A 25,342-nucleotide genomic window follows, 5' to 3' on the forward strand; every position below is an offset into this window, starting at 1 on the left:
ACATGAACTCGATGGCGTCCTGGTCGCCCAGCCAGTCGGAGCCCTTGATGGTGTCGTAGAAGTGGTAGTGCCAGTTGTCTTCGCTCATGTTGCCGAGCGAGGCACCGATGCCACCCTGCGCGGCCACGGTGTGCGAGCGCGTGGGGAAGACTTTGGACAGCACGGCCACCTTGAGGCCGGCGCGCGCCAGTTGCAGCGAGGCGCGCATGCCGGAGCCACCGGCACCGACGATGACGACGTCGAACTGACGCTTGGGAAGGGATGCGTTGGCAGACATGGCGTCAGACTCTCCAGAGAACTTGAACCGCCCAGCCCAGGCAGGCGAGCAACCAGACGATGGTGAACACGTGCAGCACGAGGCGCAGGCTGGCCGGCTTGACGTAGTCCATCCAGATGTCGCGCACGCCGACCCACGCGTGGTAGGCCAGGGCGAGGAACATGGCGAAGGTGAGTGCCTTCATCCATTGCGGGGCAAAGACGGCGGCCCAGCCTTCGTAGCCGAGCGGGCCGCTGGTGAACAGCACGCGGGCGAGCACCACCAGGGTGAACAGCGCCATGAGGGCGGCCGTGATGCGCTGGGCGAGCCAGTCGCGCAGGCCGTAGTGGGCGCCGGTGACGACGCGCTTGGAACCGTAGTTGACGGACATGGGATCTACCTCGCGGGAATCAGTACAGGCCGAACAGCTTGGCGCCCAGCACCAGGGTCAGGCCGATGCTCAGCACCAGCGTGACCATGGCCGACGTCTTGCCGAACTGCTTGGTCACGGCGTGGGTGGCGTCCATCAACAGATGGCGCACGCCGGCAATGAAGTGGTGCAGGTAGGCCCACATCAGCGCCAGCACCACCAGCTTGAGCAGCCAGCCGGGCACAAAGCCCAGGCCGCCGGCGAAGGCGGAGACAAAGCGCTCGTGCGAGATCTCGGACGACACCGAGGTGTCGAACAGCCACACGATCAGGGGCAGCAGCAGAAACATCAGCAGGCCGCTGACGCGGTGCAGGATCGACACCCAACCTGCGGCGGGCAGGCGGTAAGTGGTGAGATCCTTGAACGCGTTGATGTTGCGGAACTCGGGCCGCTTGGAGGTCAACTCGGGCATGGGATGGGCTTTCGTGGGAAAGGCGCTCAGGCGGGGAGGGAGTTGGTAACGCGGTGGTAACTGGTTACCGAGGGCGGGCAAATTCTATTGCAACGCAGCAGGCTGACGTGTCGCCTACTCGGAAGCCGAGCGCATCGCTCGGCAGGCAAAACGGCATGCGACGCATCAGCTCAGCTCGTTGCGGTAGTGCCGCGTGTCGGTGCGGTACAGGCCCCGGCGCAGCTCCATGGGCGTGTCGTTGTAGGTGTACGAGAGCCGCTCCACGCTGAGCAGGGGGTGGCCCTCGGCAACGGCCAGCAGCCCGGCCGCATCGGCATCGGCACCCACGGCCTTGATCTTCTCGGACGCGCGCACCATGCGCACGCCGAATTGCGATTCGAACAGCGCGTACATCGGGCCTTTGTCGCTGGCCAGGGTGTCCAGCGTCAGCCCTTTGAACGGCGTGCCGGGCAGCCAGATTTCCTCAAGGATGGTGGGCGTGCCGCCAAACGCCAGCACGCGCCTCACCTGCAGCACCGCATCTCCCGTGCGCAGTCCCAGCTGGCGGGCCACCTCGGCCGAGGCGCGCAGCCGACGGCAGTCGATGATGCGGCGCTCGGCCAGGCCTTGCTCGTCCAGCGTGCCCTGGTCGGGCAGCAGGCGCAGAAAGCGGAACTGGATGTGCTGCTCGGCGTGGGTCGCCACGAAGGTGCCCTTGCCCTGGCGGCGCACCACCAGGTTGTCGGTGGCCAGTTCGTCGATGGCCTTGCGCACCGTGCCCTGGCTCACCTTGTAGCGCGCCGCGAGGTCGAGCTCGCTCGGGATCATGTCGCCGGGCTTCCATTCGCCGGCCTGCAGGCTGCGCAGGATGAGGCCCTTGATCTGCTGGTACAGCGGGCTGAAGGCGGGCGCCACCGAGCCCGGGGCAAAGCTGCCTTCGCCGGGCGTGATCGGGTCGGAGGGGGTGGGCGTGGTGGCCATCGTCGGACGGTGTCGGCAAGGGCGCGACGGTGGGCAATCATATCTTATATAAGACATAAGACAAATTGACCGTTCAGGGTTTACGCGGGTACACTCGCCGGCTGTTCCGAAGCCCCCGCCCGCCACCGCCCAGGAGGCAGTGCGCAGGTCCGGCGGCCCCGGTTCCACCGCATTCCCACACCCACTCCTGGAGCTCCCACCATGACCAAGAAGCCCGTTCGCGTCGCCGTCACCGGCGCCGCCGGCCAGATCGGCTACGCCCTGCTGTTCCGCATCGCCTCCGGCGAAATGCTCGGCAAGGACCAGCCGGTGATCCTGCAACTGCTGGAGATCCCGGACGAGAAGGCCCAGAAGGCGCTCAAGGGCGTGATGATGGAACTCGAAGACTGCGCCTTCCCTCTGCTGGCCGGCATGGAAGCCCACGCCGACCCGATGACCGCGTTCAAGGACACCGACTACGCCCTGCTCGTGGGTGCCCGTCCGCGCGGCCCCGGCATGGAGCGCGCTGACCTGCTGGCCGCCAACGCCCAGATCTTCACCGCCCAGGGCAAGGCCCTGAACGCCGTGGCCAGCCGCGACGTGAAGGTGCTGGTGGTCGGCAACCCCGCCAACACCAACGCCTACATCGCCATGAAGAGCGCGCCCAGCCTGCCGCGCGAGAACTTCACCGCCATGCTGCGCCTGGACCACAACCGCGCCGCCAGCCAGATCGCCGCCAAGACCGGTGGCAAGGTCGGCGAGATCGAGAAGCTCACCGTGTGGGGCAACCACTCGCCCACCATGTACGCCGACTACCGCTTCGCCACCATTGGCGGCAAGGCCGTCAAGGACCTGATCAACGACCAGGTCTGGAACGAAACCGTGTTCCTGCCCACCGTGGGCAAGCGCGGCGCCGCCATCATCGAAGCGCGCGGTCTGTCCTCTGCCGCCTCGGCCGCCAACGCCGCCATCGACCACATGCGCGACTGGGCCCTGGGCTCCAACGGCAAGTGGGTCACCATGGGCGTGCCTTCCAACGGCGAGTACGGCATCCCCAAGGACGTGATGTTCGGCTTCCCGGTCACCACCGAAAACGGCAAGTACAAGATCGTCGAAGGCCTGGCCATCGACGAGTTCAGCCAGAAGTGCATCGACAAGACCCTGGCCGAACTCGTCGGCGAGCAGGACGGCGTCAAGCACCTGCTTTGAGGCCATGACCCATGACAGATGACAGATGACCAGCCGGTGTTTGTCATCCGTCATCGAAGCGCAGCGCAGTCATTCGTCATCGATGAACCCACGCGACATCCTCCTCGACGCCCAGGCCCGCACCGGCTCGCTGCCGGTGTGCGACCACTACAGCGGCGTGGAGGTGCGCATGCGCAAGAGCCTGGCCTTGCAGGCCGAGCTCACGGCCGAGTTCGGCGCGTGTGTGTTCGACGTCACCCTTGACTGCGAAGACGGTGCTCCGGTGGGGGGCGAGGCCGAGCACGCCGCGCTGGTCACCGAACTCGCACTGGCCGCTGCGCCCGGCGCACGTGTGGCCGTGCGGGTGCACGCCGTTGACCACCCGGCCTTCGAGGCCGACGTGGCACAGATCGTCGGCCGTGCTGGCGCCCGGCTGGTGCACGTCATGCTGCCCAAGGTCGAGACGGTGGCCGACGTGGACCGCGCTGCGGCCGCGCTGACGGCGGCGAGCGCGCCCGAGCTGCCGCTGCACGCGCTCATCGAGTCGCCGGCATCGGTGCACCGCGCCTTTGACATCGCCGCGCACCCGCGCATTCAGAGCCTGAGCTTTGGCCTCATGGACTTCGTCTCGGCGCACGGCGGGGCCATCCCTGCGGCCGGCATGACGTCGGCCGGCCAGTTCAGCCACCCGCTGGTGTTGCGCGCCAAGCTCGAGATCGCCAGCGCCTGCCATGCCCACGGCAAGGTGCCCGCGCACGGCGTGGTCACCGAGTTCAAAGACCTCGCGGCCCTGCAGTCCGCCGCCCGGCGCGCTGCGCAAGAGCTCGGCTTCACCCGCATGTGGAGCATCCACCCCGATCAGATCCGCCCCATCGTCGCGGCCTTTGCGCCCGCGGCCGACGAGGTCGACGAAGCCGCCACCGTCATCGAACGCGCCGCCGCCGCTGCCTGGGCGCCGGTGCAAGTGGGTGGCCGCTTGCACGACCGCGCCAGCTACCGCTACTTCTGGCAGGTGCTTGAACGCGCCCGCCGCACCGGCCGCCACCTGCCGTCGCCGGTGCAAACCTTGCTTGCCACGCCCTGATTTCCCGAATCACCCACGCTGTCTGGAGAAGACCATGTCCAACTTCCTCGCCGACTACCGCGCCCACGCCGCCGAACGCGCCGCCCTGGGCATCCCGCCGCTGCCGCTTGACGCCAGGCAGGTGGCCGACCTGATCGAACTGATCAAGGCCCCCCCGGCCGGTGAGGACGCCTTCCTCATGGACCTGCTCACCCACCGCGTGCCCCCGGGCGTTGACGACGCCGCCAAGGTCAAGGCCAGCTTCCTGGCCGCCGTGGCGCACGGCGACATCCAGGTCGGCCTGGTCAGCAAAGCCAAGGCCACCGAACTGCTGGGCACCATGGTGGGCGGCTACAACGTGCACCCCCTCATCGAGTTGCTCGACGACGCCGAGGTCGCCGCCGTGGCCGCCGACGCGCTGAAGAAGACGCTGCTGATGTTCGACTTCTTCAACGACGTGGCCGACAAGGCCAAGGCCGGCAACGCCAAGGCCAAAGAGGTGATGCAAAGCTGGGCCGACGCCGAGTGGTTCACCAGCCGCCCCGAGGTCGAGAAAAAGATCACCGTCACCGTCTTCAAGGTGCCCGGTGAGACCAACACCGACGACCTCTCGCCCGCACCCGACGCCTGGAGCCGCCCGGACATTCCGCTGCACTACCTGGCCATGCTCAAGAACACGCGTCCCGACGCGGCCTTCAAGCCCGAGGAAGACGGCAAGCGCGGTCCGATGCAGTTCATCGAAGACCTCAAGAAGAAGGGCAATCTCGTGGCCTACGTGGGCGACGTGGTCGGCACCGGCTCCAGCCGCAAATCGGCCACCAACTCGGTGATCTGGGCCACCGGCCAGGACATCCCCTTCGTCCCCAACAAGCGCTTCGGCGGTGTCACCCTGGGCGGCAAGATCGCGCCCATCTTCTTCAACACCCAGGAAGACTCCGGCTCGCTGCCGATCGAAGTGGACGTGAGCAAGCTCGAGATGGGCGACGTCATCGACGTGCTGCCCTACGACGGCAAGCTGCTCAAGAACGGCGCCGAAGTGGCCTCGTTCGCGCTCAAGAGCGACGTGCTGCTCGACGAAGTGCGTGCCGGCGGCCGCATCAACCTCATCATCGGCCGCAGCCTCACCGCCAAGGCGCGCGAGTTTCTGGGCCTGCCCGCCAGCACCGTGTTCCGCCTGCCGCAGGCCCCGGCCGAGAGCAAGGCCGGCTTCACGCTGGCGCAGAAGATGGTCGGCCGCGCCGTCGGCCTGCCCGAAGGTCAGGGCGTGCGCCCCGGTACCTACTGCGAGCCCAAGATGACCACCGTGGGCAGCCAGGACACCACCGGCCCCATGACCCGCGACGAGTTGAAGGACCTGGCCTGCCTGGGCTTCAGCGCCGACCTGGTGATGCAGAGCTTCTGCCACACCGCGGCCTACCCCAAGCCGGTGGACGTCAAAACCCACCGCGAGCTGCCCGCCTTCATCAGCAACCGCGGCGGCGTGGCCCTGCGCCCGGGCGACGGCGTGATCCACAGCTGGCTCAACCGCCTGCTGCTGCCCGACACCGTAGGCACCGGCGGTGACTCGCACACCCGCTTCCCCATCGGCATCAGCTTCCCGGCCGGCTCCGGCCTGGTGGCCTTCGGCGCCGCCACCGGCGTCATGCCACTGGACATGCCCGAGTCGGTGCTGGTGCGCTTCAAGGGCCAGATGCAGCCGGGCGTGACCCTGCGCGACCTGGTGCACGCCATTCCCTACGCCGCCATCAAGGCCGGCCTGCTCACCGTGGCCAAGGCCGGCAAGAAGAACATCTTCTCCGGCCGCATCCTCGAGATCGAAGGCCTGCCCGACCTCAAGGTGGAGCAAGCGTTTGAACTGAGCGACGCCAGCGCCGAGCGCTCGGCCGCCGGCTGCACGATCAAGCTCAACAAAGAGCCCATCATCGAGTACCTCACCTCGAACATCGTGCTCATGAAGAACATGATCGCCGACGGCTACGCCGACGCCAAAACCCTGCAGCGCCGCATCGAGAAGGTCGAGGCCTGGCTGGCCAAGCCCGAGCTGCTCGAAGCCGACAAGGACGCCGAGTACGCCGCCGTCATCGAGATCGACCTCAACGACCTCAAAGAGCCCGTGCTTTGCTGCCCCAACGACCCGGACGACGCCAAGCTGCTGTCCGACGTGGCCGGCACCCCGATCGACGAGGCCTTCATCGGCTCGTGCATGACCAACATCGGCCACTTCCGCGCCGCAGCCAAGCTGCTCGGCGGCCAGCGCGATATCCCGGTCAAGCTGTGGGTGGCCCCGCCCACCAAGATGGACCAGAACGAGCTCATCAAGGAAGGCCACTACGCCGCCTTCGGCACCGCCGGTGCCCGCACCGAAATGCCCGGTTGCAGCCTGTGCATGGGCAACCAGGCCCAGGTGCGCGAAGGCGCCACCGTGGTCAGCACCAGCACCCGCAACTTCCCCAACCGCCTGGGCAAGAACACCAACGTGTTCCTGGCCTCGGCCGAACTGGCGGCCATTGCGTCCAAGCTGGGCAAGATTCCCACCGTGGCCGAGTACCACGAAGCCATGGGCATCATCAACAAAGACGCCGCCAGCGTGTACCGCTACATGAACTTCGACCAGATCGAGGAATACGCTGAGGTGGCCAAGGGTGTGACGGCGTAACCCGCTGAACGTAGGCCGGCGCCATCGGCCCTGCCAACTCCGCCAGGGCGTGAATTGATCAAGGGCGCTCCCGCTTAGGGAGCGCCCTTGTCATTCGGGAAGCGCAGTCGGGTCGATTGCTCGATGTACCGCAAGCCACGGTTGCGTCATTGCTCTATTAAAGAGATCCTTGTCGCGTTTGAACATTGCGTGGCAATGCAGTAATGCCGAGGATTCTCGAGGGCACCCCCTAGCTTTGCAGACACCTATTGGATTCATCTTCAAAACTCAGCATGCCTCTCGGTATATGAGTAAGTGGCGTTGCTGCTGTTTTGTCCTGAAGCACTTTCCCCGAAGAGTTTTCTACCCATGTCATGGCGAAACGATCTGGATGCAGTGCGCCACTCCCACAACTCCTGTCTAGCTTCGCCGCTTGCTCGCGATCACCAGTATTCACCCTGGGTACAACCTTCATCCCTTCTTTGAGACGCGGTAGGTCAGTCTGGATTTGGTGGTTTTACTGGGATTCGGAAGTTTGGTCATTATCCAGGCTAACCAATTGATCGCCTTCGACACCGTGAGGCACTGGTCCGCTCACACTCGATTGTGACGATGACCCATATCCTTTCTTGTTCAATGCGCTCGGATTGGTCGGCGAGGGTTTGGACATCGGCGAACCTGCTTTTGGGCGGATGAATTGAAACTTCTGTGCAAACAAGCGTTTTATCTTGCCTTTTGTCTCAGGCGTCTTTGCAGGAAATTGCGCATTAGTGAGGTTGGTGAGGTTTTGATGTTCAACGGTTAGCTTGATGCTGGCGCGATTCAGCAGTCTGTAGCTTTCTGTTCTTTTTTCAAGCTCGTCGATTTGCCCTTGACGCTGCTCATGCCGTTCTTTGAGTTTGTTTAGATCGGCCAGCTCTTGCTGAAGTGTTTTGTTGGTTGCATCAATTTCTCTCTGCAGATCAGCCAAGAATTTTCGCTTGTCAGCTTCATTGGTCAGCGCTTGGTATTTTTTCGCTGCTTCGTCGGCTGTGGTCAGGCGCTCGGGCGCGTGGGCTTGTGAAAAGGTTGATGCCAATGAGTCAACGTTGACTGGTGCAATTTTTGGTAGTGATTGCTGCTCGGCCGATTCCGGCGATGAGGAGCTTTCCGTCGTAACCGCGATTCTGCTGGTTGAAGCTGGATTGCGGGAAATTTGATCAACGATGGATTCTTCGGCTTCGTCTTCGTCAGTAGATGTCGTGAAATCCGGCTCTTGATCAATTTTCCTGGCAATCTTCAAACCATTTTCCAGTTTCTTCTTGTCCGCCTGATTGCGAATCTGGTTTAGTTCCTTTTCTATGGCTTGCTCTTCAATTGGGGCGCGGGGGGGGCTGGAGGTCTTCGGATTGAAGGTGATCTGCCGAGTCTTTTGATCAACCAGTTTGTCGGGGATGGCTTGGTTCGCAAGCCCGATCGCCGCCACCAGTTCAGGAGTCAGCGACTCCAGTTTCTGGGAGCAGGACGCTATCTGGCTCTGGCATTTGCTTCGTGCACCGTCAAATATCTGCAGTAGTGAGGCGACGTCTTGATCTTTCAGTCCATATTGCGTCTTTAGCATTTCTACCAAGTCGATCATGCTCGTAAAGAACACCATCAGTTTGGTTGACGATTCGATGGTCGTAGGCAGCTTGGCGGCAATTTTCACGTCTTCGGGTGATGCGCCGGAGGGTGCGATTTCGCCGCCAACCGTGCCTTTGCCTGGTGCGTTCAATTTTTCGACAGGACCCGAAGCCCCTGGAGCAGGCGGCTGAGACGCTTTAGCTGTGCTCTCCGTCTCATCCTCTTCATTGGAATGGTCCGCAATACGACCTGAGTCCATCTCGCCTGTATCGTTGTTCAAACCTGAAGATTTGTGTGCAGGGTGCGCAGACGAGATTTTTACAGCACTGCCACCGAGAGATTCCTTCGGTAGAGAGTGGTCATATGAAGAGTCGTCATCGCTCTCAAACTCGGGGGTAGTTAAACCAAGTTCTGATTGAGATGATTGCAAGTTACTTGTATTTTTGACTACTCTGATTTGGTTTTGGGAGCCGTCGATTTCCGTTGAATCTCCCGAACTCCTGTTGAGTTCATTTTTAAATGATTTTTGACGGGCTTTCAGCTCGGTAATAAGCTGCGGGTTGATTTGTATTTTTGTGCGATTCATGGGGCGCTCTTGGGGATGAATGTTTTGGGGTGCCGAGGTTTAAGCCCAAGCGGCTGGTGTCAACGGTCGGCCTGCGTGCCACTGGCTGTCGGGGTTTGAAAGGACCGGATGGCGCAGCTCTTGCCGCCACGTGTCCACCTGGTCGGCGGTCTTGTTCATCAGCCCTGCCAGCCAGGTTGGCGCCGAATCGATTGCCACTGGTGGTACAGCGGTCAGGCACAGCAGCGTTGTCTGTCGCACTGGGTGAAAGCCGAAGCGCAGGTTGGGGTGATCGGCAGTACCAAGTTGCAAGGACAAGAGGCGCTCATGCACTTGTGCGCGTTGCTGACCCTCAAACAACCCGATCTCGGCCAGTAGCAGAAAGTGCGCGCGTGGAGCGAGATGTTGCACTTCCAGGTGCACACCTCGATGTGTGATGGTGTGGCCTTTACCCAATGCATGTGGATCATCCAATCCGAGTGACAAACAGGCTCGGTGGCAAAGGGTCTCAAGTTCGTCTGCTGTCATGGTGAGAGCGCGGCGATCGCGTCTTGGCGTTGCTGAGGCTGCTGTGGGTAACGGCGCCTTTGCGCTGGTTCCAGCGCTCCGCCGGCGCTACCCCGCCAATGCCCTCAGCCGTTCGGCCGTCGGCTCATCGGCTGGCAGGAAGGTTTCCAGCGCCAGCTCTTGCAGGGTGATGTCCACCGCGGTGCCGAAGACGGTGGTGGTGCTCACCAGGTTGAGCACGCCCAGCGGGGTGTCGAAGCGAAAGGGCATGAGCACGCCAGGGTGCTCGCCGGGCAGGGCGGGGGCGTGGGGGCTGTGTGACGTTGGCAAAGCCCGCAGTTCCTCGGCCAGTACGGCCAGGGCGCTGTCGCCGGTAGCGGCGATCTGCTGCTGCAGGCGCTCCAGCAGGTGCTCGCGCCACTGCGCCAGGTTGTGGATGCGAGGCGCCAGGCCCTGGGGGTGCAGGCTCAGGCGCAGCACGTTCACCGGTGGCTGCAGCAGCGCGGGCGCCACGCCTTGCAGCAGCAGGGGCACCAGGCGGTTGTGCATCACCAGGTTCCAGTGCCGGTCCATGGCCAGGGCGGGCCAGGGCTCGTGTGCGTCCAGGATGCGCTGCACGGCGGTGCGCGCGGCGGCCATGGCCGGGTCGTCGAGGGCGCGCTCGCGGTACATGGGCGCGTAGCCCGCGGCCACCAGCAGCGCGTTGCGCTCGCGCGGTGGCAACTGCAGGCGTTCGCACAGGCGCATCACCATCTCGCGGCTGGGGCTGGCGCGCCCGGTCTCCACGCAGCTCAGGTGGCGGGTCGACACATCGGCCTGCAGCGCAAGCTCGAGCTGGCTGAGCCGGCGGTGCCGGCGCCATTGCCGCAGGTGGTCGCCGAAGGCGGTGGGGGTGGTGTGGCGGGCATGCATGGGCGCATGGTAGGGCGGGGCGTCGGCAAGGCCATGACCTCTGGGGTCATGGCTTTGCCGATGGCCGTTCTGCATTGAGGGTTGAGCGTTGAACGGTCAAGCCCGTGGCAGCCCAACGCCCAACGCCCATGACCTCCCACGTCATGGACCCGGTGCAGCGGTCCGACCACGATGGCCAGCCTGTTCAACGCCATCTGGAGATCCTCATGAACCTGTCTAACCTGTCTCTGTCCACCACTGCCCTGCGCCGCGTGCTGGCGCTGGATGCCCTCTCGGGTCTGGGCGCCGCGGTGCTGCACCTGGCCCTGGCCGATTCGCTGGCCGGCTGGCTGGGCTTGCCGGCGGCGCTGGTCAGCGCCTCGGGCTGGGCCGTGCTGGCGTTTGCTGCCTTTGCCACCATCCTGGCCCGGCAGGTGGTGCCCGCGCGTGGCGCCTTGATGGCGCTGATCGTGGGCAACACGCTGTGGAGCCTGGGCTGCCTGGCGCTGGCCTGGGGCGGGCACCTGCCGGTGACACCGCTGGGCCAGGCCTACCTCACTGTGCTGGCGGTGGCGGTGCTGGCGCTGGCCGACCTGGAGTTTCTGGGCTGGCGCCGCCCCAGCGCGCTGGCGGCTGCCTGAGTGCGCCCGTGCGGCATTCCATGACGCCTGTGCGGTCGGGGGGTGGCTCGGCAGAATGCCCCATCACCCGTTACCGCACCGGAGCCACCGCATGGATGCCCCCACGAGCTTTGCGCACCCCTTCGCCCACACCGTCAAGACCTTTGCGCCCGCGCCGGGCAAGACCGGCCGGCTGTATTCGCTGCCCGCGCTGGCGCGCGACTTTCCCAACGTCAAGCGGCTGCCCCAGTCCATCCGCATCGTGCTCGAGAGCGTGCTGCGCCACTGCGACGGCGAACGCGTGACGCGCGAGCACGTGGCGCAACTGGCCAACTGGCGCCCCGGCGCCCCGCGCACCGAAGAAATTCCTTTCACCGTGGCGCGCGTGGTGCTGCAGGACTTCACCGGTGTGCCCTTGCTGGCCGACCTGGCCGCCATGCGCAGCACGGCCGAGCGGCTGGGCAAAGACCCCAAGCGCATCGAGCCGCTGGTGCCGGTGGATCTGGTGGTGGACCACTCGGTGATGGTCGACCACTACGGCAGCAAGAACGCGCTCGACCTGAACATGAAGCTGGAGTTTCAGCGCAACCGCGAGCGCTACGGCTTCATGAAGTGGGGCATGCAGGCCTTTGACACCTTTGGCGTGGTGCCACCGGGCTTTGGCATCGTGCACCAGGTGAACCTGGAGTACCTGGCGCGCGGCGTGCACCTGCGAGGCGGCCTGTACTACCCCGACACGCTGGTGGGCACCGACAGCCACACCACCATGATCAACGGCATTGGCGTGGTGGCCTGGGGGGTGGGGGGCATCGAGGCCGAGGCCGCCATGCTGGGCCAGCCGGTGTACTTCCTCACGCCCGACGTGGTGGGCTTTGAGCTGACCGGGCGCCTGCGCGAGGGCGTGACCGCCACCGACCTGGTGCTCACCGTGACCGAGATCCTGCGCCAGCACAAGGTGGTGGGCAAGTTCGTCGAGTTCTTTGGCGAGGGCACGGCCTCGCTGACCTTGCCCGACCGCGCCACCATTGCCAACATGGCGCCCGAATACGGCGCCACCATGGGCTTCTTTCCGGTGGACGGCAAGACGCTCGACTACTTCAAGGGCACCGGGCGCACCAGCGCCGAGATCGATGCCTTCGAGGCCTACTTCAAGGCGCAGGGGCTGTTCGGTGTGCCCGCGCGCGGCGAGATCGATTACTCACAGACCATCACGCTCGACCTGGGCAAGGTCGCGCCCAGCCTGGCTGGCCCCAAGCGCCCGCAGGACCGCATCGAGATCGGCGACGTGGCGCACCGTTTCAGCGAGCTGTTTGCCGCACCTATGGAAAAGGGCGGCTTCAAGCAGGCACCGCAGCGCCTGGACCAGTCGTTCAAGACCAGCAACGGCATCGACGTGCGCAACGGCGACGTGCTCATTGCCGCCATCACCAGTTGCACCAACACCAGCAACCCGGGCGTGTTGCTGGCGGCGGGCCTGCTGGCCAAGAAGGCGGTCGAGAAAGGGCTGAGCGTCAAGCGCCATATCAAAACCTCGCTGGCACCCGGCTCGCGCATCGTCACCGAGTACCTGAGCAACACCGGCTTGCTGCCCTACCTGGAGAAGCTGGGTTTTGCACTGGCCGGCTACGGCTGCACCACCTGCATTGGCAACGCGGGTGACCTCACGCCCGAGCTCAACGCGGTCATCACCGACAACGATCTGGTGTGCGCCGCGGTGCTCTCGGGCAACCGCAACTTCGAGGCGCGCATCCACCCCAATCTGAAGGCCAACTTTCTGGCCAGTCCGCCGCTGGTGGTGGCCTATGCGATTGCCGGCAACGTGACCCGGGACCTCATGACCGAGCCCGTGGGTGTCGGCAAAGGCGGCCAACCGGTCTACCTGGGCGACATCTGGCCCAGCAGCGACGAGGTGCACGCGCTGATGAAGAGCGCCATGCACGGCAAGGCCTACCGCGACAACTACGCCCGCGTGAAGACCGAGCCCGGCGCGCTGTGGGAGCGCATCCCCGGCACCACCGGCACCACCTACGACTGGCCCGGCAGCACCTACATCGCCGAGCCACCGTTCTTCGATGGCTTTGCGCTGGCCGCCGATGCCGCGGGGCGCGACGTGAGCGTGCGCGGTGCGCGGGTGATGGCGCTGTTTGGCGACTCCATCACCACCGACCACATCTCGCCCGCGGGCAACATCAAGGCCACCTCGCCGGCCGGGCAGTGGCTGCAGGCGAACAAGGTGCTGCCGGCCGACTTCAACAGCTATGGCGCGCGCCGCGGCCACCACGAGGTGATGATGCGCGGCACCTTCGCCAACGTGCGCATCAAGAACCTGATGATCCCGCCGCGCGCCGACGGCTCGCGCGAAGAGGGCGGGCTCACGCTGCACCAGCCCAGCGGGGAGAAGCTGCCCATCTACGACGCCGCCATGCGCTATGTGGCCGACGGCGTGCCCACGGTCATCTTCGCTGGCGAGGAGTACGGCACGGGCTCCAGCCGCGACTGGGCGGCCAAGGGCACGCAGTTGCTGGGCATCAAGGCGGTCATCGCGCGCAGCTTCGAGCGCATCCACCGCAGCAACCTGGTGGGCATGGGCGTGCTGCCACTGCAGTTCAAGCCGGGCGATTCGTGGGAGTCGCTGGGTCTGCGTGGCGATGAGCGGGTGGACGTGGTGCCCCACCCCGAACTCAAACCGCAGAGCGAGGCCAGGCTGGTCATCACCCACGCCGATGGCCGACGCACCGAAGTGCCGCTCACGCTGCGTATCGATACGCCGGTCGAGGTGGACTACTACCTGGGCGGCGGAATCCTGCCGTATGTCCTTCGGCAATTGTTGACCGCTTGAGGGGGGCGGGGTATCCGGGCATCATGTGCCTCAGCCCGCCGCCGCCAGAGCGACGGGCGCATCGGGCAGTGTTTCTTCGGGGGTCGCCATGCGCCAGTCAGCGAAGTACAGCCCGTCAAGGCGCACGGCCCGGCCCATTGCCGAACCCGCCGAAGGCGCCGAGACGGTGAGCAGTGATGCACCCGCCGCGCGGCCACCCCGCCGCTGGCGAGCCGCCGTGGCGCGCCAGTTCACGCAGCAGCGGCTGTTGTGGATGGCGGTGGCGCTGTTGTCGGCAGCGCTGATCGCCACGGCCTGGCAACTGCAGCACAGCCGCGCGGCGGCCCTCACGCAAAAGGACATCGACGCCGCGGTGCTGCGCACCCTGACCACGCAGAGCCTGCCGTCGCCCTCGGCCATGGCGGCCGACAAGATCATGCCGTCGGTGGTGCGCGTGCTGTCCTACGGCAAGGACGAGAAGGGCAAAGAGGTCGAACAGGGTGTGGGCACCGGCGTGGTGATCGTCGACAAGGGCGTCATCCTGACCAACCTGCACGTGGTCAACGGCGCCGACCGGCTCAAGATCACCTTCTACGACGGCAGCGAATCCGCCGCCAGCGTGACCGGCGCCAAGCCCGAGAACGATCTGGCCGTGCTGCAGGCCCACACCATCCCCGACGACCTGCCTGCGGCCACCATGCGTTCGACGCAAGACCTGGTGGCTGGCGACGGCGTGGTGGCGGTGGGGTTCCCGTTCGGCATCGGGCCGTCGGTGTCCGCGGGCGTGATCTCGGGCTTCGATCGCGAGTTCAAGTCGCCCGAGGGCAAGCAGGTCATCGGCAACCTGATCCAGTTCGACGCAGCGGCCAACCCAGGCAACTCCGGCGGGCCACTGGTCACCATGGATGGCGAGGTGATCGGCATCGTCACCGGCATCCTCAACCCCACCAGCGCACGCACCTTCGTTGGCATCGGTTTTGCAGTGCCGATCGAAAGCGCCGCGGCCGCTGCCGGATTGCCCCCGTTCTGAGTTTTCACCCGGAGTATTCGATGAGCGAATCCAACGCCCCCGAGACCGCCCAGCTCATGGAGCAGATCCTCTACGAGGTCAAACGCGTGGTGGTTGGTCAGGACCGCTTTCTGGAGCGCGTCATGGTGGCCATGCTGGCGCAGGGCCACTTGCTCGTCGAGGGCGTGCCGGGCCTGGCCAAGACGCTGACGGTCAAGACGCTGGCCGATGTGGTGCACGGGCGCTTCAAGCGCATCCAGTTCACGCCCGACCTGGTGCCGGCCGACCTGGTTGGCACGCGCATCTACAACCAGAAGACGGGCGACTTCAGCACCTCGCTGGGCCCGGTGTTTGCCAACCTGCTGCTGGCCGATGAGATCAACCGCGCACCGGCCAAGGTGCAAAGTGCACTGCTGGAAGTGATGCAGGAGCGGCAGGTGACGATTGCCGGCGAAACGCACAAGGTGCCCAAGCCTTTTCTGGTGATGGCCACGCAGAACCCGATCGAGACCGAAGGCACTTACCCGCTGCCCGAGGCACAGGTCGATCGCTTCATGATGAAGGTGATGGTCGACTACCCGAGCGACGAAGAGGAATACGTCATCGTCGAACGCGTCACCGGACCGGCCATCCAGGTGAACGCGGTGGCCACCACCGAGCAACTGGCTGGCTTGCAGGCGCTGTGTCGCGAGGTCTACGTCGACCCCTCGCTGGTGCAGTACGCGGTGAAGCTGGTGTCGGCCACGCGCACGCCCGACAAGCACGGCCTGAAAGACATGGGCCGACTCATTACCTTTGGCGCCAGCCCGCGCGCCACCATCGGCCTCGTCGAAGGCGCGCGTGCCCTGGCCATGCTGCGCGGACGCAGCTACGCCCTGCCTGAGGACATGGTCGATCTGGTGCCCGACGTGTTGCGCCACCGTGTGGTGCTGTCCTACGAAGGGATGTCCGAAGGCCTGACCAGCGATGCCTTGATCGCACGCATCATGAAGCAGGTTCCGCCACCGGCACGGCCGCTGGAGGCCGAGAAGCGCGCGGCCTGAGGGAGCCACAGATGTTCGCGCGGCTGTTCGGCAAACGGGACGACCCACAGAGCGTCGCTGCCGCGGGCGCGCCCACCGTGCAGCGCGCGGAAGCCCTGCTGCGCCGACTGGAGTGGACCGTGCTGCGCCGCCTCGACGGTTTGCTGCAGGGCGATCACAAGACCTTGCTGCGCGGCACCGGGCTCGATCTGGCCGATCTGCGCGAGTACCAGTTGCACGACGACGTGCGCCACATCGACTGGAACGTCACCGCTCGCCTTCAGCAGCCGCATGTGCGCGTGTTCACCGAGGACCGCGAGATGGCCGCGTGGTTCCTGCTCGACCTCAGTCCGTCGGTGGACTTCGGCTCCGGTGACCAGCGCAAGAGCGAGCTGCTGCTGCAGTTCACCGCGGTGCTGGCGCGGCTCATTGCTCGCCATGGCAATCGGGTGGGGGCCATGGTCTACGGCTCGCGTGGCCGCGCGCGGGTGGAGGCGGTGCTGCCGGCGCGCGGTGGACGCACCCAGGTGTTGCAGCTCATGCAGATGGTGATGCAGCCGCCTGCGGCGCACGCGCAGGCATCCGGAGGCGAGGGCAAGGGCGAGGGCAAGGGCGAAGGCGCCACCCGGCTGGGTGACCTGCTGCGCAGCGCGCAATTCAGCGTGCGCCAGCGCAGCACCGTGTTCGTGGTGTCCGACTTCATCAGCCAGCCTGGCTGGGAGCAACCGCTGGGCGAGCTGGCCCGGCGTCACGACGTGGTGGCGGTGCGGCTGATCGACCCGCTCGAACTTGAGCTGCCCGACCTCGGGCTGATCCCGATCCGCGACGCTGAGACCGGCGAGCAGCTGATGGTGGACACGCACGACCGCGGCTTTCGCCAGCGCTTTGCGCGCATCGCTGCGCAGCGCGAAGCGCAGTTGCGCGACAGCCTGGCGCGCGCCGGCGTCGACACGCTGGAGCTGGCCACCGACGACGACCTCGCAGACGCCGTGCTGCGCTTCGTGGACATGCGCAAGCAGCGCGTGCGGCACAACCCGGGCGCACGCCCGGTGCCCACGCAACTGCCCCGGCGCCAACGTGAAGGAGCCCGCGCATGACCGCAGTGCCCGTGACCTTTCTGTGGCCGCAGTTCCTGTGGCTGTTGCTGGCCTTGCCGCTGCTGGTGCTGCTGTACGTGTGGCTGCTGAGCCGTCGCAAACGCACGGCGTTGCGCTATGCCAACCTGTCGCTGGTGCGCGAAGCCATGGGCCGCAGTGTGGGCTGGCGTCGGCACGTGCCACCGTTGCTGCTGTTGCTGGCCTTTGCCGCCATGCTGCTGGCCGCGGCGCGTCCGATGGCGGTGATCACGCTGCCGTCCACCCAGCAGACCATCATCCTGGCCATGGATGTGTCGGGCAGCATGCGCGCCGAAGACGTGCAACCCAACCGCCTGGTGGCCTCGCAGAACGCGGCCAAGGCCTTTCTGGCCGACCTGCCGCGTCACGTGAAGGTGGGCATCGTGGCCTTTGCCGGCGCGGCGCAGGTGGTGCAGCCCGTCACCCTCAGCCGTGAAGACCTCAACGCGGCCATCGACAAGTTCCAGCTGCAGCGCGCCACGGCCATCGGCAGCGCGATCGTGGTGGCCTTGTCGGAGCTGTTCCCCGAGCAGCGCATCAGCCTCAGCGACATGACCTACAGCCGCAACCCCGACCCGTTCGCGCCGCGGGGGCGTTCGCTGGATCAGCCGCGCGAGGAGGAAAAGCCCTTCAAACCGGTCGAGGCCGGCTCCTACGGCTCGGCGGCCATCATCTTGCTCACCGACGGCCAGCGCACCACGGGTGTCGATACGGCCGAAGCGGCCAAGATGGCGGCCGATCGCGGCGTGCGGGTCTACACCGTGGGCGTGGGCACGGTGGAGGGCGAGATCATCGGCTTCGAAGGCTGGTCCATGCGCGTGCGGCTCGATGAGGACACGCTCAAGGACGTGGCGCGCACCACCAAGGGCGAGTACTACTACGCCGGCACGGCCGAGAACCTCAAGCAGGTTTATCAGTCACTGAGCAGCAAGCTCACGGTCGAGAAGAAGGAGACCGAGCTCGCCGGCCTGCTGGCGCTGGTGGCCTCGGTGCTCACGCTGTGTGCCGCCGCGCTGTCGTTGCTGTGGTTCAACCGCATTCTGTGAACCGGCCCTGAGGGTGAACCACCGCGCCGATACCATCGGCGCATGAGTCAACACGTTTTGGTGGCGGGGGGAGGCATTGGTGGCCTGGGCGCGACGATCGCGCTCGCGCGCCAGGGCGTTCCGAGCATGGTGGTCGAGCAAGCCCAGGCATTTGGCGAGGTCGGGGCCGGCCTCCAACTGGGTCCCAACGCAGTGCGAGTGCTGGCCGACTGGGGCCTGCGCGACGCACTCGACGCGGTGGCTGCCTGGCCCGAGGATTTGTGCGTGCGCGATGCGGCTGACGGTCGCGAGCTGGGGCACCTGCGACTCGGCAGCGACATCGTTCAGCGCCACGGACAACCGTATGCCTGTTTGCACCGCGCCGATCTGCATGCCTTGCTGTTGCACGCGGCTCAGGTGCAGACGGGCATTCAGTGGCACCTGGCCACCCGCGTGGCGGGCGTGACCGAGCGCAGCGACACGGTCAAGGTCGCGCTCGACACCGGCGAGACCCTGATTGCCAGCGCGGTGGTGGGCGCCGACGGTCTCTGGAGTCGCGTGCGCCACGCCGTGGCCGACACCTTGCCGCCGCAAGCCACCGGGCACATCGCCTACCGTGGGCTGATTCCAGCCGGCGCCTTGCCCGAGGCCTTGCGCACGCCGCGCGTGCAGGTCTGGCTGGGGCCGCACCTGCACGTGGTGCACTACCCGGTGCGGCGCGGTGAAGCCTTCAATGTGGTGGCGGTGGCGAGTGGGCGCGCCCCGGCCGCGCTGAACGCGCAGAGCTGGTCCGAGCCCGCCGCGGGCATCGAGTTGCAGGTGGCCTTGGGCTCGGTGCATCCGGCGCTGTCGGCCTGGCTCGATGCGGTGTCCACCTGGACACGCTGGGTGCTGCACGATCGCGCACCGCTGAATGGGCCGCACGCCATGGCGAGCGAGCGCATCGCCTTGCTCGGCGACGCGGCACATCCCATGCGCCCCTATCTCGCGCAAGGGGCGGCCATGGCGCTGGAGGACGCATGGGTGCTGGGCCGCTTGGTGGCCGACCCTGCAACACCGGACTGGCCTCAGCGTTTGGCGCGTTACGCCGCCTTGCGTTGGGCGCGCAACGCCAAGGTGCAAAGTCGCTCGCGCCGCAACGGCGTCGTGTTCCACGCGAGAGGCCCGTTGCGCTGGGCGCGCAATGCCGCCATGGCGTTGCTGGGCGAGCGTCTGATGGACAATGCCTGGCTGTACCGCGGCCCGGGAACGCCCTGAGCCATTCAACAATTCAATGTCTGGAGACATGCCATGACCCTGCCCCCGATGAACCGCCGCCACGCCCTTGCCAGCGGCGCCGCCCTGGCCGCCGCCACCGTGATGCCTGCGCTGGCGCAAGGCACCTGGCCCGAGCGGCCGCTGAAGATCGTGGTGGGCTTCCCCGGTGGCTCCTCGCCCGACCTGATGGCCCGCACCATTGCCGAGCCGCTTCAGCAGGCGCTGGGTCAGCCGGTGGTGATCGAGAACCGGCCTGGCGCCGGCGGCAACATCGCCGCCGCCCAGGTGGCGCGCGCCGACGACAACCACACCATCGGTTTGATGATCAACGGCAACATGACCATCGCCAAGATCCTCAACCCGGCCACGCCATACGACCCGCTGACCGATCTCACCCCGGTGTCCTTGCTGGCGGTGGCGCCCATGATCCTGACGGCGCCCTTGAGCGCACCGGCCGATGGCCGCGCCTTCCTCGACGCGGCCAAGGCCGCGGGCTCGCAATGGAACTACGGCACGCCGGGCATCGGCACCGTGGCCCACCTGGGCATGGAGCTGCTCAAGAGCCGCGCCGGCCTGCAGGCGGTGCACGTGCCCTACCCGGGCAATCCGCAAGTCATCACCGCCATGATTGGCGGGCAGATCCAGATGTCGCTGCTGCCGCCCGGCCTGGCCATGGCGCAAGTGCGTGGTGGCAAGTTGCGCGCCATTGGCGTGACCTCGGCTGGCCGCAGTGGCGTGGTGCCCGAAGTGCCCAGTCTGGCCGAAGCCGGTCTGAAAGACTTCGCACTCGAGATCTGGAACGCCGTGGCCGCGCCCAACAGCATGCCCAAGGCCCATGTGCAACGCCTGTCCGGCTTGCTCACCGAGATCGTGCGCCGACCCGAAATCCGTGAGCGCATCCTCAATCAGGGCTGGTCGGTGGCGGGCACCTCGCCCGAAGGACTGGCGCGTCGCATCAAGCAAGACACCGACGCCATGGCCGAGGTCATCCGGCGCAACAACATCCGGCCTAGCTGACGCACGCCCCACTGTCTGCGAGCCCCGGTCTGACCGGGGTTTTTTTGTGGGGCATTGGTTGGCGCTATCCCTCAGGTGTGGGGTGGTTGGGCGCTTGATGCCATGGCAGCGGCACGTCAAGGCGCTAAGGTAGCGCTCGCTCGCTGGCAACGGGTTTCGGGAGCAGCAAGTGCCAGACCAAGACGACACCGTTCCGCCACCTATCCATCACCCGGTCGGTGCTGGGCCGAACGTGCCCAACGACGTGTCGCTCACCTTGCTCACGCAGGCCCGATTTGCCCTGGAGGCCAAGGACGTGGATGCGGCCGTGGCCGGCTTTCTGCGCGCGGCCGGCTTGCTGTCGGCGCAAGGCCTGCTGGCCGATGCGCAGGAGGCACGCCTGGCCGCAAGTGCCGCCCTCGTTGGGCACGATACGCAACGCGCGGAAGCCCTGTGGCTGGGACTGTGCCGGCTGGTACCGGCCAGCGGTGCAGCGGCGGCACAGCGCGGACTGCTGGGCGCGCGCATCGCGCTGGACCTTGGCCACCTGAGCGATGCCTTGCAACGTCTGGAACACGCGAGCGAAGGGGCACTCGACGTGCGCGACCCCATGGCCTACCTGGCCTGCGCCAGCCAGGCCGCTGCCGTGCATGTGCAACTCGGTGAACGTGTGCTGGCCTACGGCAGGCTGGCCACGGCATGGGTTACCTTGTCCGACCTGATCGGCGCGGAGGCCGCCGCGCGTTGGGTTCGGCCATTGATGGTGGAGCTGCGCGCGGGCCTGGGCGAGGCCGAATTCAACCGCGTGAAACAGCGCTACGAAGCCGGGCGTCGCGGCGACGCAGGTAACGCTGGGTAGAACGCCGACGAGTCGATCAGAGGTCGGTGCGCAGTCGCCAGATCTCGGGGAACAGCACCACGTCGAGCATCTTGCGCAGGTAGCTCACGCCGCCCGTGCCACCGGTGCCGCGCTTGAAGCCGATCACGCGTTCCACCGTCGTCACATGGCGGAAGCGCCAGAGCCGGAAGGCGTCTTCCAGATCGGTGAGTTCTTCGCCCAGCTGGTACAGGTCCCAGTGCTGCTGCGGCGCGCGGTACACCTGCAACCAGGCCTGCTCGACGGCGTCGCTGGCCTCGTAGGCCTGGGTCCAGTCGCGCTCGGTATGGCTCTCGGGCACCGGCAAGCCGCGGCGTGACAGCAACCGCAGGCACTCGTCGTACAGCGAGGGCGATTCGTACGCCGCGCGCACGGCTTGCATGCGATCGGGGTGGTGCGCGTGGGGCTGCAGCATCGCGGCGTTCTTGTTGCCCATTGCAAATTCGATGCAGCGGTATTGGTGACTCTGGAAGCCGCTTGAACGCGCGAGGTACGGACGCAGCGCAGAGTACTCGGGCGGCGTCATGGTCGCGAGCACATCCCAGGCATGCACCAGCTGCTCCATGATGCGGCTCACGCGCGCGAGCATCTTGAAGGCCGGTTGCAGTTCGTCGCGTGCCACGTGTGCAATGGCGGCGCGCAGCTCGTGCAGCATCAGCTTCATCCACAGTTCGCTGGTCTGGTGCTGCACGATGAAGAGCATCTCGTCGTGCGCGGGCGACAAGGGCTTTTGCGCACTCAGGATGGCGTCGAGCTGCAGGTAGTCGCCATAGCTCATGTCGCGGCTGAAATCGAGCTGGGCACGCTCTTCGCGCACCACGTCTTCGGGGCGTTGGTTCTCGTCCATGGTCAGGTCACCGCGTGTTGCTGGTTGAACTCCGGGCGCTGCCACTCGCCAGACGCCAGCACCTGACGCAGGTGCTCGACCGCATGCCAGACGTCTTCGAAGCCCAGATAGAGCGGCGTGAAACCGAATCGCAGGATGTCGGCGTGGTGCTGGCCATCGCCCGCGCGGTAGTCGCCGATGACACCGCGCGCGATCAGGGCCTGCACGATGGCGTAGGCGCCTTCTGCCCTGGCCAGGCAGACCTGCGAACCGCGTTGTGCGTGCTCGCGCGGTGTCACCAATGACAGGCCTTGACCGGCGCAGCGTGCCTCGACCAGCTGGATGAAGAGGTCTGTGAGCGCCAGCGACTTGGCACGCAGCGCGGCCATACCGCCGAGCGGACCGACCGCCAGCACGGTCTGTACGCCGCACTCGAGCGCGGCCAGGCTGATCATGGGTTGCGTGCCGCACTGGTAGCGCACGATGCCGCCGGCGGGCTGGTAGTCGGGTGTGAAGGCGAACGGGCGCTCGTGTCCCCACCAGCCGGCCAGGGGCTGCCAGCACTGGTCCGCATGACGTGGATGCACCCACACGAAGGCCGGCGCACCGGGCCCGCCGTTGAGGTACTTGTAGCCACAGCCCACCGCGAAGTCGGCGTCCGCCCCGGTGAGGTCCACCGGCACGGCGCCAGCGCTGTGGGCCAGGTCCCAGACCATCAGTGCGCCCGCGTCGTGCACCGCCTTCGTCACGCTGGTCATGTCGTGCATGGCGCCGGTGCGGTAGTTCACATGGGTGAGCATGACGATGGCGAGCTTTTCGTCCTGCAGGGCCTGCGGAATTTCCTCGGGCTCGACCAGCACCAGTTCCCATCCCTTGTCCTTGCACAGGGCCTCGGCGATGTAGAGGTCGGTGGGGAAGTTGCTGCGCTCGCTGAGGATGCGCCAGCGGCCCGGACTGCGGCGTGCGCTGATGTTGAGCGCGGCGCTGAGCACCTTGAACAGGTTGATGCTGGTGCTGTCGGTGGCCACCGTGGTACCGGGCGCAGCGCCAATCAGTTGCGCGATCTGGTCGCCCACCTTGCGCGGCATCTCGAACCAGCCGGCGGTGTTCCAGCTGCGAATCAGGTCGCGGCCCCATTCCTGCGTCACCACCTCGGCCACGCGCGCAGGCGCGCTGCGCGGCATGACGCCCAGCGAGTTGCCATCGAGGTAGATGGTGTCGGCAGGGATGTCGAACTGATCGCGCAGGCTGCGCAAGGGATCTTGCGCGTCGAGCGCGCGGCAATGGTCGAGGTCCAGGTTCATGTCAGGGATCGCAGGATGGCACGCACGGGCGAGGCGTCGGCCGTGGTCAGTTTCAAGGGCAGGGCGATCAGCTCGTAGTCGCCTTCGGGGATGTCGTCGAGCAGCAGGTTTTCCAGCACGCGCAGGCCGCGTCGACGGATCACCTGGTGGCTGTCGAGCGTCTTGCTGCTGGCGGGGTCGATGCTGGCGCTGTCGATGCCGATCAGCACCACGCCGCGATCGGCCAGCAGCTCGACGGTCTCGGGCGCAAAGGCCGGCAGGTCGTTGTCGAACGCGGCCTGTGGCATGTGTGGATAGGTGCGCACCAGCACGCGAGGGGGCAAATCGTGGAGAGCGTGCGCGAGGTGCTCTGGCCTGACCAGCGCGCCCACACCAATGGCGTGCACGACCCGGCAAGGCCCGATGAAGGCGTCGAGTGCGACGTCACCGATCGGCAGGCCTGCGGGGTCGTAGTGCAGCGGCGCATCGGCGTGCGCGCCCACGTGTGGCGAGAGCGTGATGGCGCTGACGTTGACCGGGCAGCCCGGTCCGATGCTGGCCACCCACTGCTGGCTGTACGCGGTGTCGCCCGGAAAGACCGGTGCGCCCGCATGCACGGGGGGGGAAATGTCCCAGAGCTTTTTCATGGCGCGGCGAAGGTAGCACCGCAAAAATACCCGCGGTGTCGGTTAATGCCAACACCCGATCAAAAACTTCAGGTCTGAACTATTTGACGACCGGACCGATCGGCCCCAGGCCGTGGCGCGCCCGGGCGCGGTCGCAGGCGTCGCTGCCCTCTTCAAACTCGCGACACGGCGAGGGCCGCCACTCGTAGATGCCGCAGGCCACCCGCTGGCCCACGCGGCCGGTGAGGGCCGCGCAGCGCGGCGGGGCGTGGTCGGTGCCGCGCATGCGCGCGATGCTCGCATTGACCTCGACCACCAGCCCGCCGGGCACGCAACCGCCCATGTCCTCCGTTTCGTGGACCGAAAAATCGACCCGGAAGCTGGCGCAGCAGGCGCCACAGTCGGTGCAGGCGCTCACGGGGCCGTCTCCTTCACGAGCGCGGGCGCGCGATACACGAGTGCCTTCAGGGCGCGATCGGGCAGGGCATCGGCAAAGGCGTCGGGGTTGGCCAGGCGCTGCTCGAACACCAGCTCGGGCGCTGCCTCACGCATGGTGTCCTGCAGGAACGCGGGCGTCAGCTCGGGCGCATTGAGGCACAACAGCAAGCGACCACCGGGCACCAGCAGATCGGGCAGGCGGCGCATCAGGCGTGGGTAGTCCTTGGTTGCGACGAAGCTGCCCTTCTGGTAGCTCGGTGGGTCCACGATGACCAGTCCGTAGGGCCCGCTGCGCGTGATGCGACCCCAGGTCTTGAAGATGTCGTGCGCCAGAAAACCGGCGCCGGCGCTCAAACCGTTGAGCGCATGGTTCTGTTGCGCGATGGCTATGGCGCCAGCGCTCATGTCCACATTGACCACCTGCCGCGCACCGCCTTGCAAGGCCACCACCGAGAACGCACCGGTGTAGGCAAACAGGTTGAGCACCTTGCACCCGGTGGCGTGCTCGCGCACCCATTGGCGACCCTCGGCCATGTCGAGAAAGAGCCCATGGTTCTGGCCGCGCAGCACATGCACGCGCAAGCGTGCGCCCCGCTCGTTGACCACATGCGGCTCGGGCACGCTGCCGGCCATCAGGCGGGTGTCGGTGCGGCCTTCGTGGCGGCACTGGAACACCCAGTTCAAGGTTTCGCCCGGGGCGACCTCGGCCCAGCGGTGCGCGAGTGCGTCGTGCACGCGGGCCAGGTCCGCGTCGTCCACCGGCTTGAAGCTCGTGAGCAGCCAGACCGGGGGGTAGGCGTCCAGCGCCCAGTGTTCGCACCCCGGATGCAGCCCGCCACGGCCGTGGAAGACGCGGCGTGGTTCGCTGCCGGTTTCGATGCGCGCGATCGCGTCGAGCAAGGCTTGCATGGTCGGGCGCGGCGCGGTGGCGCCGCGCCAGTG

24 protein-coding genes are annotated in these 25,342 nt (G+C 66.4%); 12 read left to right on the top strand and 12 right to left on the bottom strand.

Annotated elements, in window-relative coordinates; translation table 11 throughout:
* The 4 genes from KF871_RS10495 to KF871_RS10510 all read right to left on the bottom strand — a co-directional run.
* Positions 1-277, bottom strand: a 277-nt coding sequence (locus tag KF871_RS10495) for an FAD-dependent oxidoreductase (RefSeq protein WP_291141729.1), incomplete at its 3' end; no start/stop codon positions are given.
* A 4-nt stretch (positions 278-281) separates the two neighbouring features.
* Positions 282-647, bottom strand: a complete 366-nt coding sequence (gene sdhD, locus KF871_RS10500; protein ID WP_291141731.1) for a succinate dehydrogenase, hydrophobic membrane anchor protein — start codon at positions 645-647, stop codon at positions 282-284.
* A 19-nt stretch (positions 648-666) separates the two neighbouring features.
* Complete coding sequence (gene sdhC / locus KF871_RS10505) at positions 667-1,098, bottom strand: succinate dehydrogenase, cytochrome b556 subunit (RefSeq protein ID WP_291141734.1); 432 nt, start codon at positions 1,096-1,098, stop codon at positions 667-669.
* Positions 1,099-1,263: 165 nt separating this feature from the next.
* Positions 1,264-2,058 (bottom strand): GntR family transcriptional regulator, encoded by a 795-nt coding sequence (locus tag KF871_RS10510; protein ID WP_291141736.1) that lies wholly within the window; start codon positions 2,056-2,058, stop codon positions 1,264-1,266.
* A gap of 201 nt (positions 2,059-2,259) precedes the next feature.
* Between KF871_RS10510 and KF871_RS10515 the strand changes: the two genes are divergently transcribed.
* From KF871_RS10515 to acnB, 3 genes are read left to right on the top strand one after another with little or no spacing between them, the layout of a single operon-like run.
* The gene (locus tag KF871_RS10515) at positions 2,260-3,246 is read left to right on the top strand and encodes a malate dehydrogenase (protein ID WP_291141738.1); all 987 of its coding nucleotides are present in this window, start codon (positions 2,260-2,262) and stop codon (positions 3,244-3,246) included.
* A 25-nt stretch (positions 3,247-3,271) separates the two neighbouring features.
* Positions 3,272-4,309: an aldolase/citrate lyase family protein gene (locus tag KF871_RS10520; protein ID WP_291141740.1), complete on the top strand. Its 1,038-nt coding sequence runs from the start codon at positions 3,272-3,274 to the stop codon at positions 4,307-4,309.
* 34 nt (positions 4,310-4,343) lie between these two features.
* Positions 4,344-6,944 carry a bifunctional aconitate hydratase 2/2-methylisocitrate dehydratase gene (gene acnB, locus KF871_RS10525; RefSeq protein WP_291141743.1) on the top strand — a complete coding sequence of 867 codons (2,601 nt, stop codon included), beginning with the start codon at positions 4,344-4,346 and terminating at the stop codon, positions 6,942-6,944.
* Between the two features lie 496 nt (positions 6,945-7,440).
* On the opposite strand, the gene KF871_RS10530 is transcribed toward acnB, so the two are convergent.
* The 3 genes from KF871_RS10530 to KF871_RS10540 all read right to left on the bottom strand — a co-directional run bounded on the left by KF871_RS10530 (position 7,441) and on the right by KF871_RS10540 (position 10,509).
* Entirely contained in the window at positions 7,441-9,111 is a 1,671-nt protein-coding gene (locus tag KF871_RS10530; RefSeq protein ID WP_291141746.1) for a hypothetical protein, read from the bottom strand.
* Positions 9,112-9,150: 39 nt separating this feature from the next.
* The gene (locus KF871_RS10535) at positions 9,151-9,618 is read right to left on the bottom strand and encodes a hypothetical protein (RefSeq protein WP_291141749.1); all 468 of its coding nucleotides are present in this window, start codon (positions 9,616-9,618) and stop codon (positions 9,151-9,153) included.
* An 87-nt stretch (positions 9,619-9,705) separates the two neighbouring features.
* Positions 9,706-10,509, bottom strand: coding sequence for a helix-turn-helix transcriptional regulator (locus KF871_RS10540; protein ID WP_291141751.1), 804 nt, complete (start codon positions 10,507-10,509; stop codon positions 9,706-9,708).
* 128 nt (positions 10,510-10,637) lie between these two features.
* Between KF871_RS10540 and KF871_RS10545 the strand changes: the two genes are divergently transcribed.
* The 9 genes from KF871_RS10545 to KF871_RS10585 all read left to right on the top strand — a co-directional run bounded on the left by KF871_RS10545 (position 10,638) and on the right by KF871_RS10585 (position 21,209).
* Positions 10,638-11,129 (top strand): hypothetical protein, encoded by a 492-nt coding sequence (locus KF871_RS10545; protein WP_291141754.1) that lies wholly within the window; start codon positions 10,638-10,640, stop codon positions 11,127-11,129.
* Positions 11,130-11,220: 91 nt separating this feature from the next.
* Complete coding sequence (acnA, locus tag KF871_RS10550) at positions 11,221-13,947, top strand: aconitate hydratase AcnA (protein WP_291141757.1); 2,727 nt, start codon at positions 11,221-11,223, stop codon at positions 13,945-13,947.
* Between the two features lie 88 nt (positions 13,948-14,035).
* Positions 14,036-14,956, top strand: coding sequence for a trypsin-like peptidase domain-containing protein (locus tag KF871_RS10555; protein WP_291141760.1), 921 nt, complete (start codon positions 14,036-14,038; stop codon positions 14,954-14,956).
* 20 nt (positions 14,957-14,976) lie between these two features.
* Positions 14,977-15,978: a MoxR family ATPase gene (locus KF871_RS10560; protein ID WP_291141762.1), complete on the top strand. Its 1,002-nt coding sequence runs from the start codon at positions 14,977-14,979 to the stop codon at positions 15,976-15,978.
* Positions 15,979-15,989: 11 nt separating this feature from the next.
* On the top strand, positions 15,990-17,054 hold the full coding sequence (locus KF871_RS10565; protein ID WP_291141765.1) for a DUF58 domain-containing protein: 1,065 nt from the start codon (positions 15,990-15,992) through the stop codon (positions 17,052-17,054).
* A gap of 11 nt (positions 17,055-17,065) precedes the next feature.
* Positions 17,066-18,118, top strand: coding sequence for a VWA domain-containing protein (locus tag KF871_RS10570; protein ID WP_291142163.1), 1,053 nt, complete (start codon positions 17,066-17,068; stop codon positions 18,116-18,118).
* Positions 18,119-18,160: 42 nt separating this feature from the next.
* Positions 18,161-19,354: an FAD-dependent monooxygenase gene (locus tag KF871_RS10575; protein ID WP_291141767.1), complete on the top strand. Its 1,194-nt coding sequence runs from the start codon at positions 18,161-18,163 to the stop codon at positions 19,352-19,354.
* A gap of 33 nt (positions 19,355-19,387) precedes the next feature.
* A complete protein-coding gene (locus KF871_RS10580) occupies positions 19,388-20,371 on the top strand; it encodes a tripartite tricarboxylate transporter substrate binding protein (protein WP_291141769.1) in 984 nt (327 codons plus the stop codon).
* A gap of 232 nt (positions 20,372-20,603) precedes the next feature.
* Positions 20,604-21,209, top strand: coding sequence for a hypothetical protein (locus tag KF871_RS10585; RefSeq protein ID WP_291141771.1), 606 nt, complete (start codon positions 20,604-20,606; stop codon positions 21,207-21,209).
* A 16-nt stretch (positions 21,210-21,225) separates the two neighbouring features.
* Here the strand turns inward: KF871_RS10585 and kynA are convergent, their stop codons facing one another.
* The 5 genes from kynA to KF871_RS10610 form a co-directional block, all read right to left on the bottom strand.
* A complete protein-coding gene (gene kynA / locus KF871_RS10590) occupies positions 21,226-22,074 on the bottom strand; it encodes a tryptophan 2,3-dioxygenase (protein WP_291141774.1) in 849 nt (282 codons plus the stop codon).
* A 2-nt stretch (positions 22,075-22,076) separates the two neighbouring features.
* Complete coding sequence (gene kynU, locus KF871_RS10595; protein WP_291141776.1) at positions 22,077-23,357, bottom strand: kynureninase; 1,281 nt, start codon at positions 23,355-23,357, stop codon at positions 22,077-22,079.
* Positions 23,354-23,983 (bottom strand): arylformamidase, encoded by a 630-nt coding sequence (gene kynB / locus KF871_RS10600; protein ID WP_291141778.1) that lies wholly within the window; start codon positions 23,981-23,983, stop codon positions 23,354-23,356. Before kynB ends, kynU begins: the two co-directional genes overlap by 4 nt.
* Before the next feature lie 79 nt (positions 23,984-24,062).
* Positions 24,063-24,380: a YkgJ family cysteine cluster protein gene (locus KF871_RS10605; RefSeq protein ID WP_291141781.1), complete on the bottom strand. Its 318-nt coding sequence runs from the start codon at positions 24,378-24,380 to the stop codon at positions 24,063-24,065.
* Entirely contained in the window at positions 24,377-25,309 is a 933-nt protein-coding gene (locus KF871_RS10610) for a class I SAM-dependent methyltransferase (protein ID WP_291141784.1), read from the bottom strand. The genes KF871_RS10605 and KF871_RS10610 overlap by 4 nt, the downstream gene beginning before the upstream one ends.
* Positions 25,310-25,342 lie beyond the last annotated feature (33 nt).

Source organism: Hydrogenophaga sp., assembly GCF_019635465.1.
Taxonomy (GTDB): domain Bacteria; phylum Pseudomonadota; class Gammaproteobacteria; order Burkholderiales; family Burkholderiaceae_C; genus Hydrogenophaga.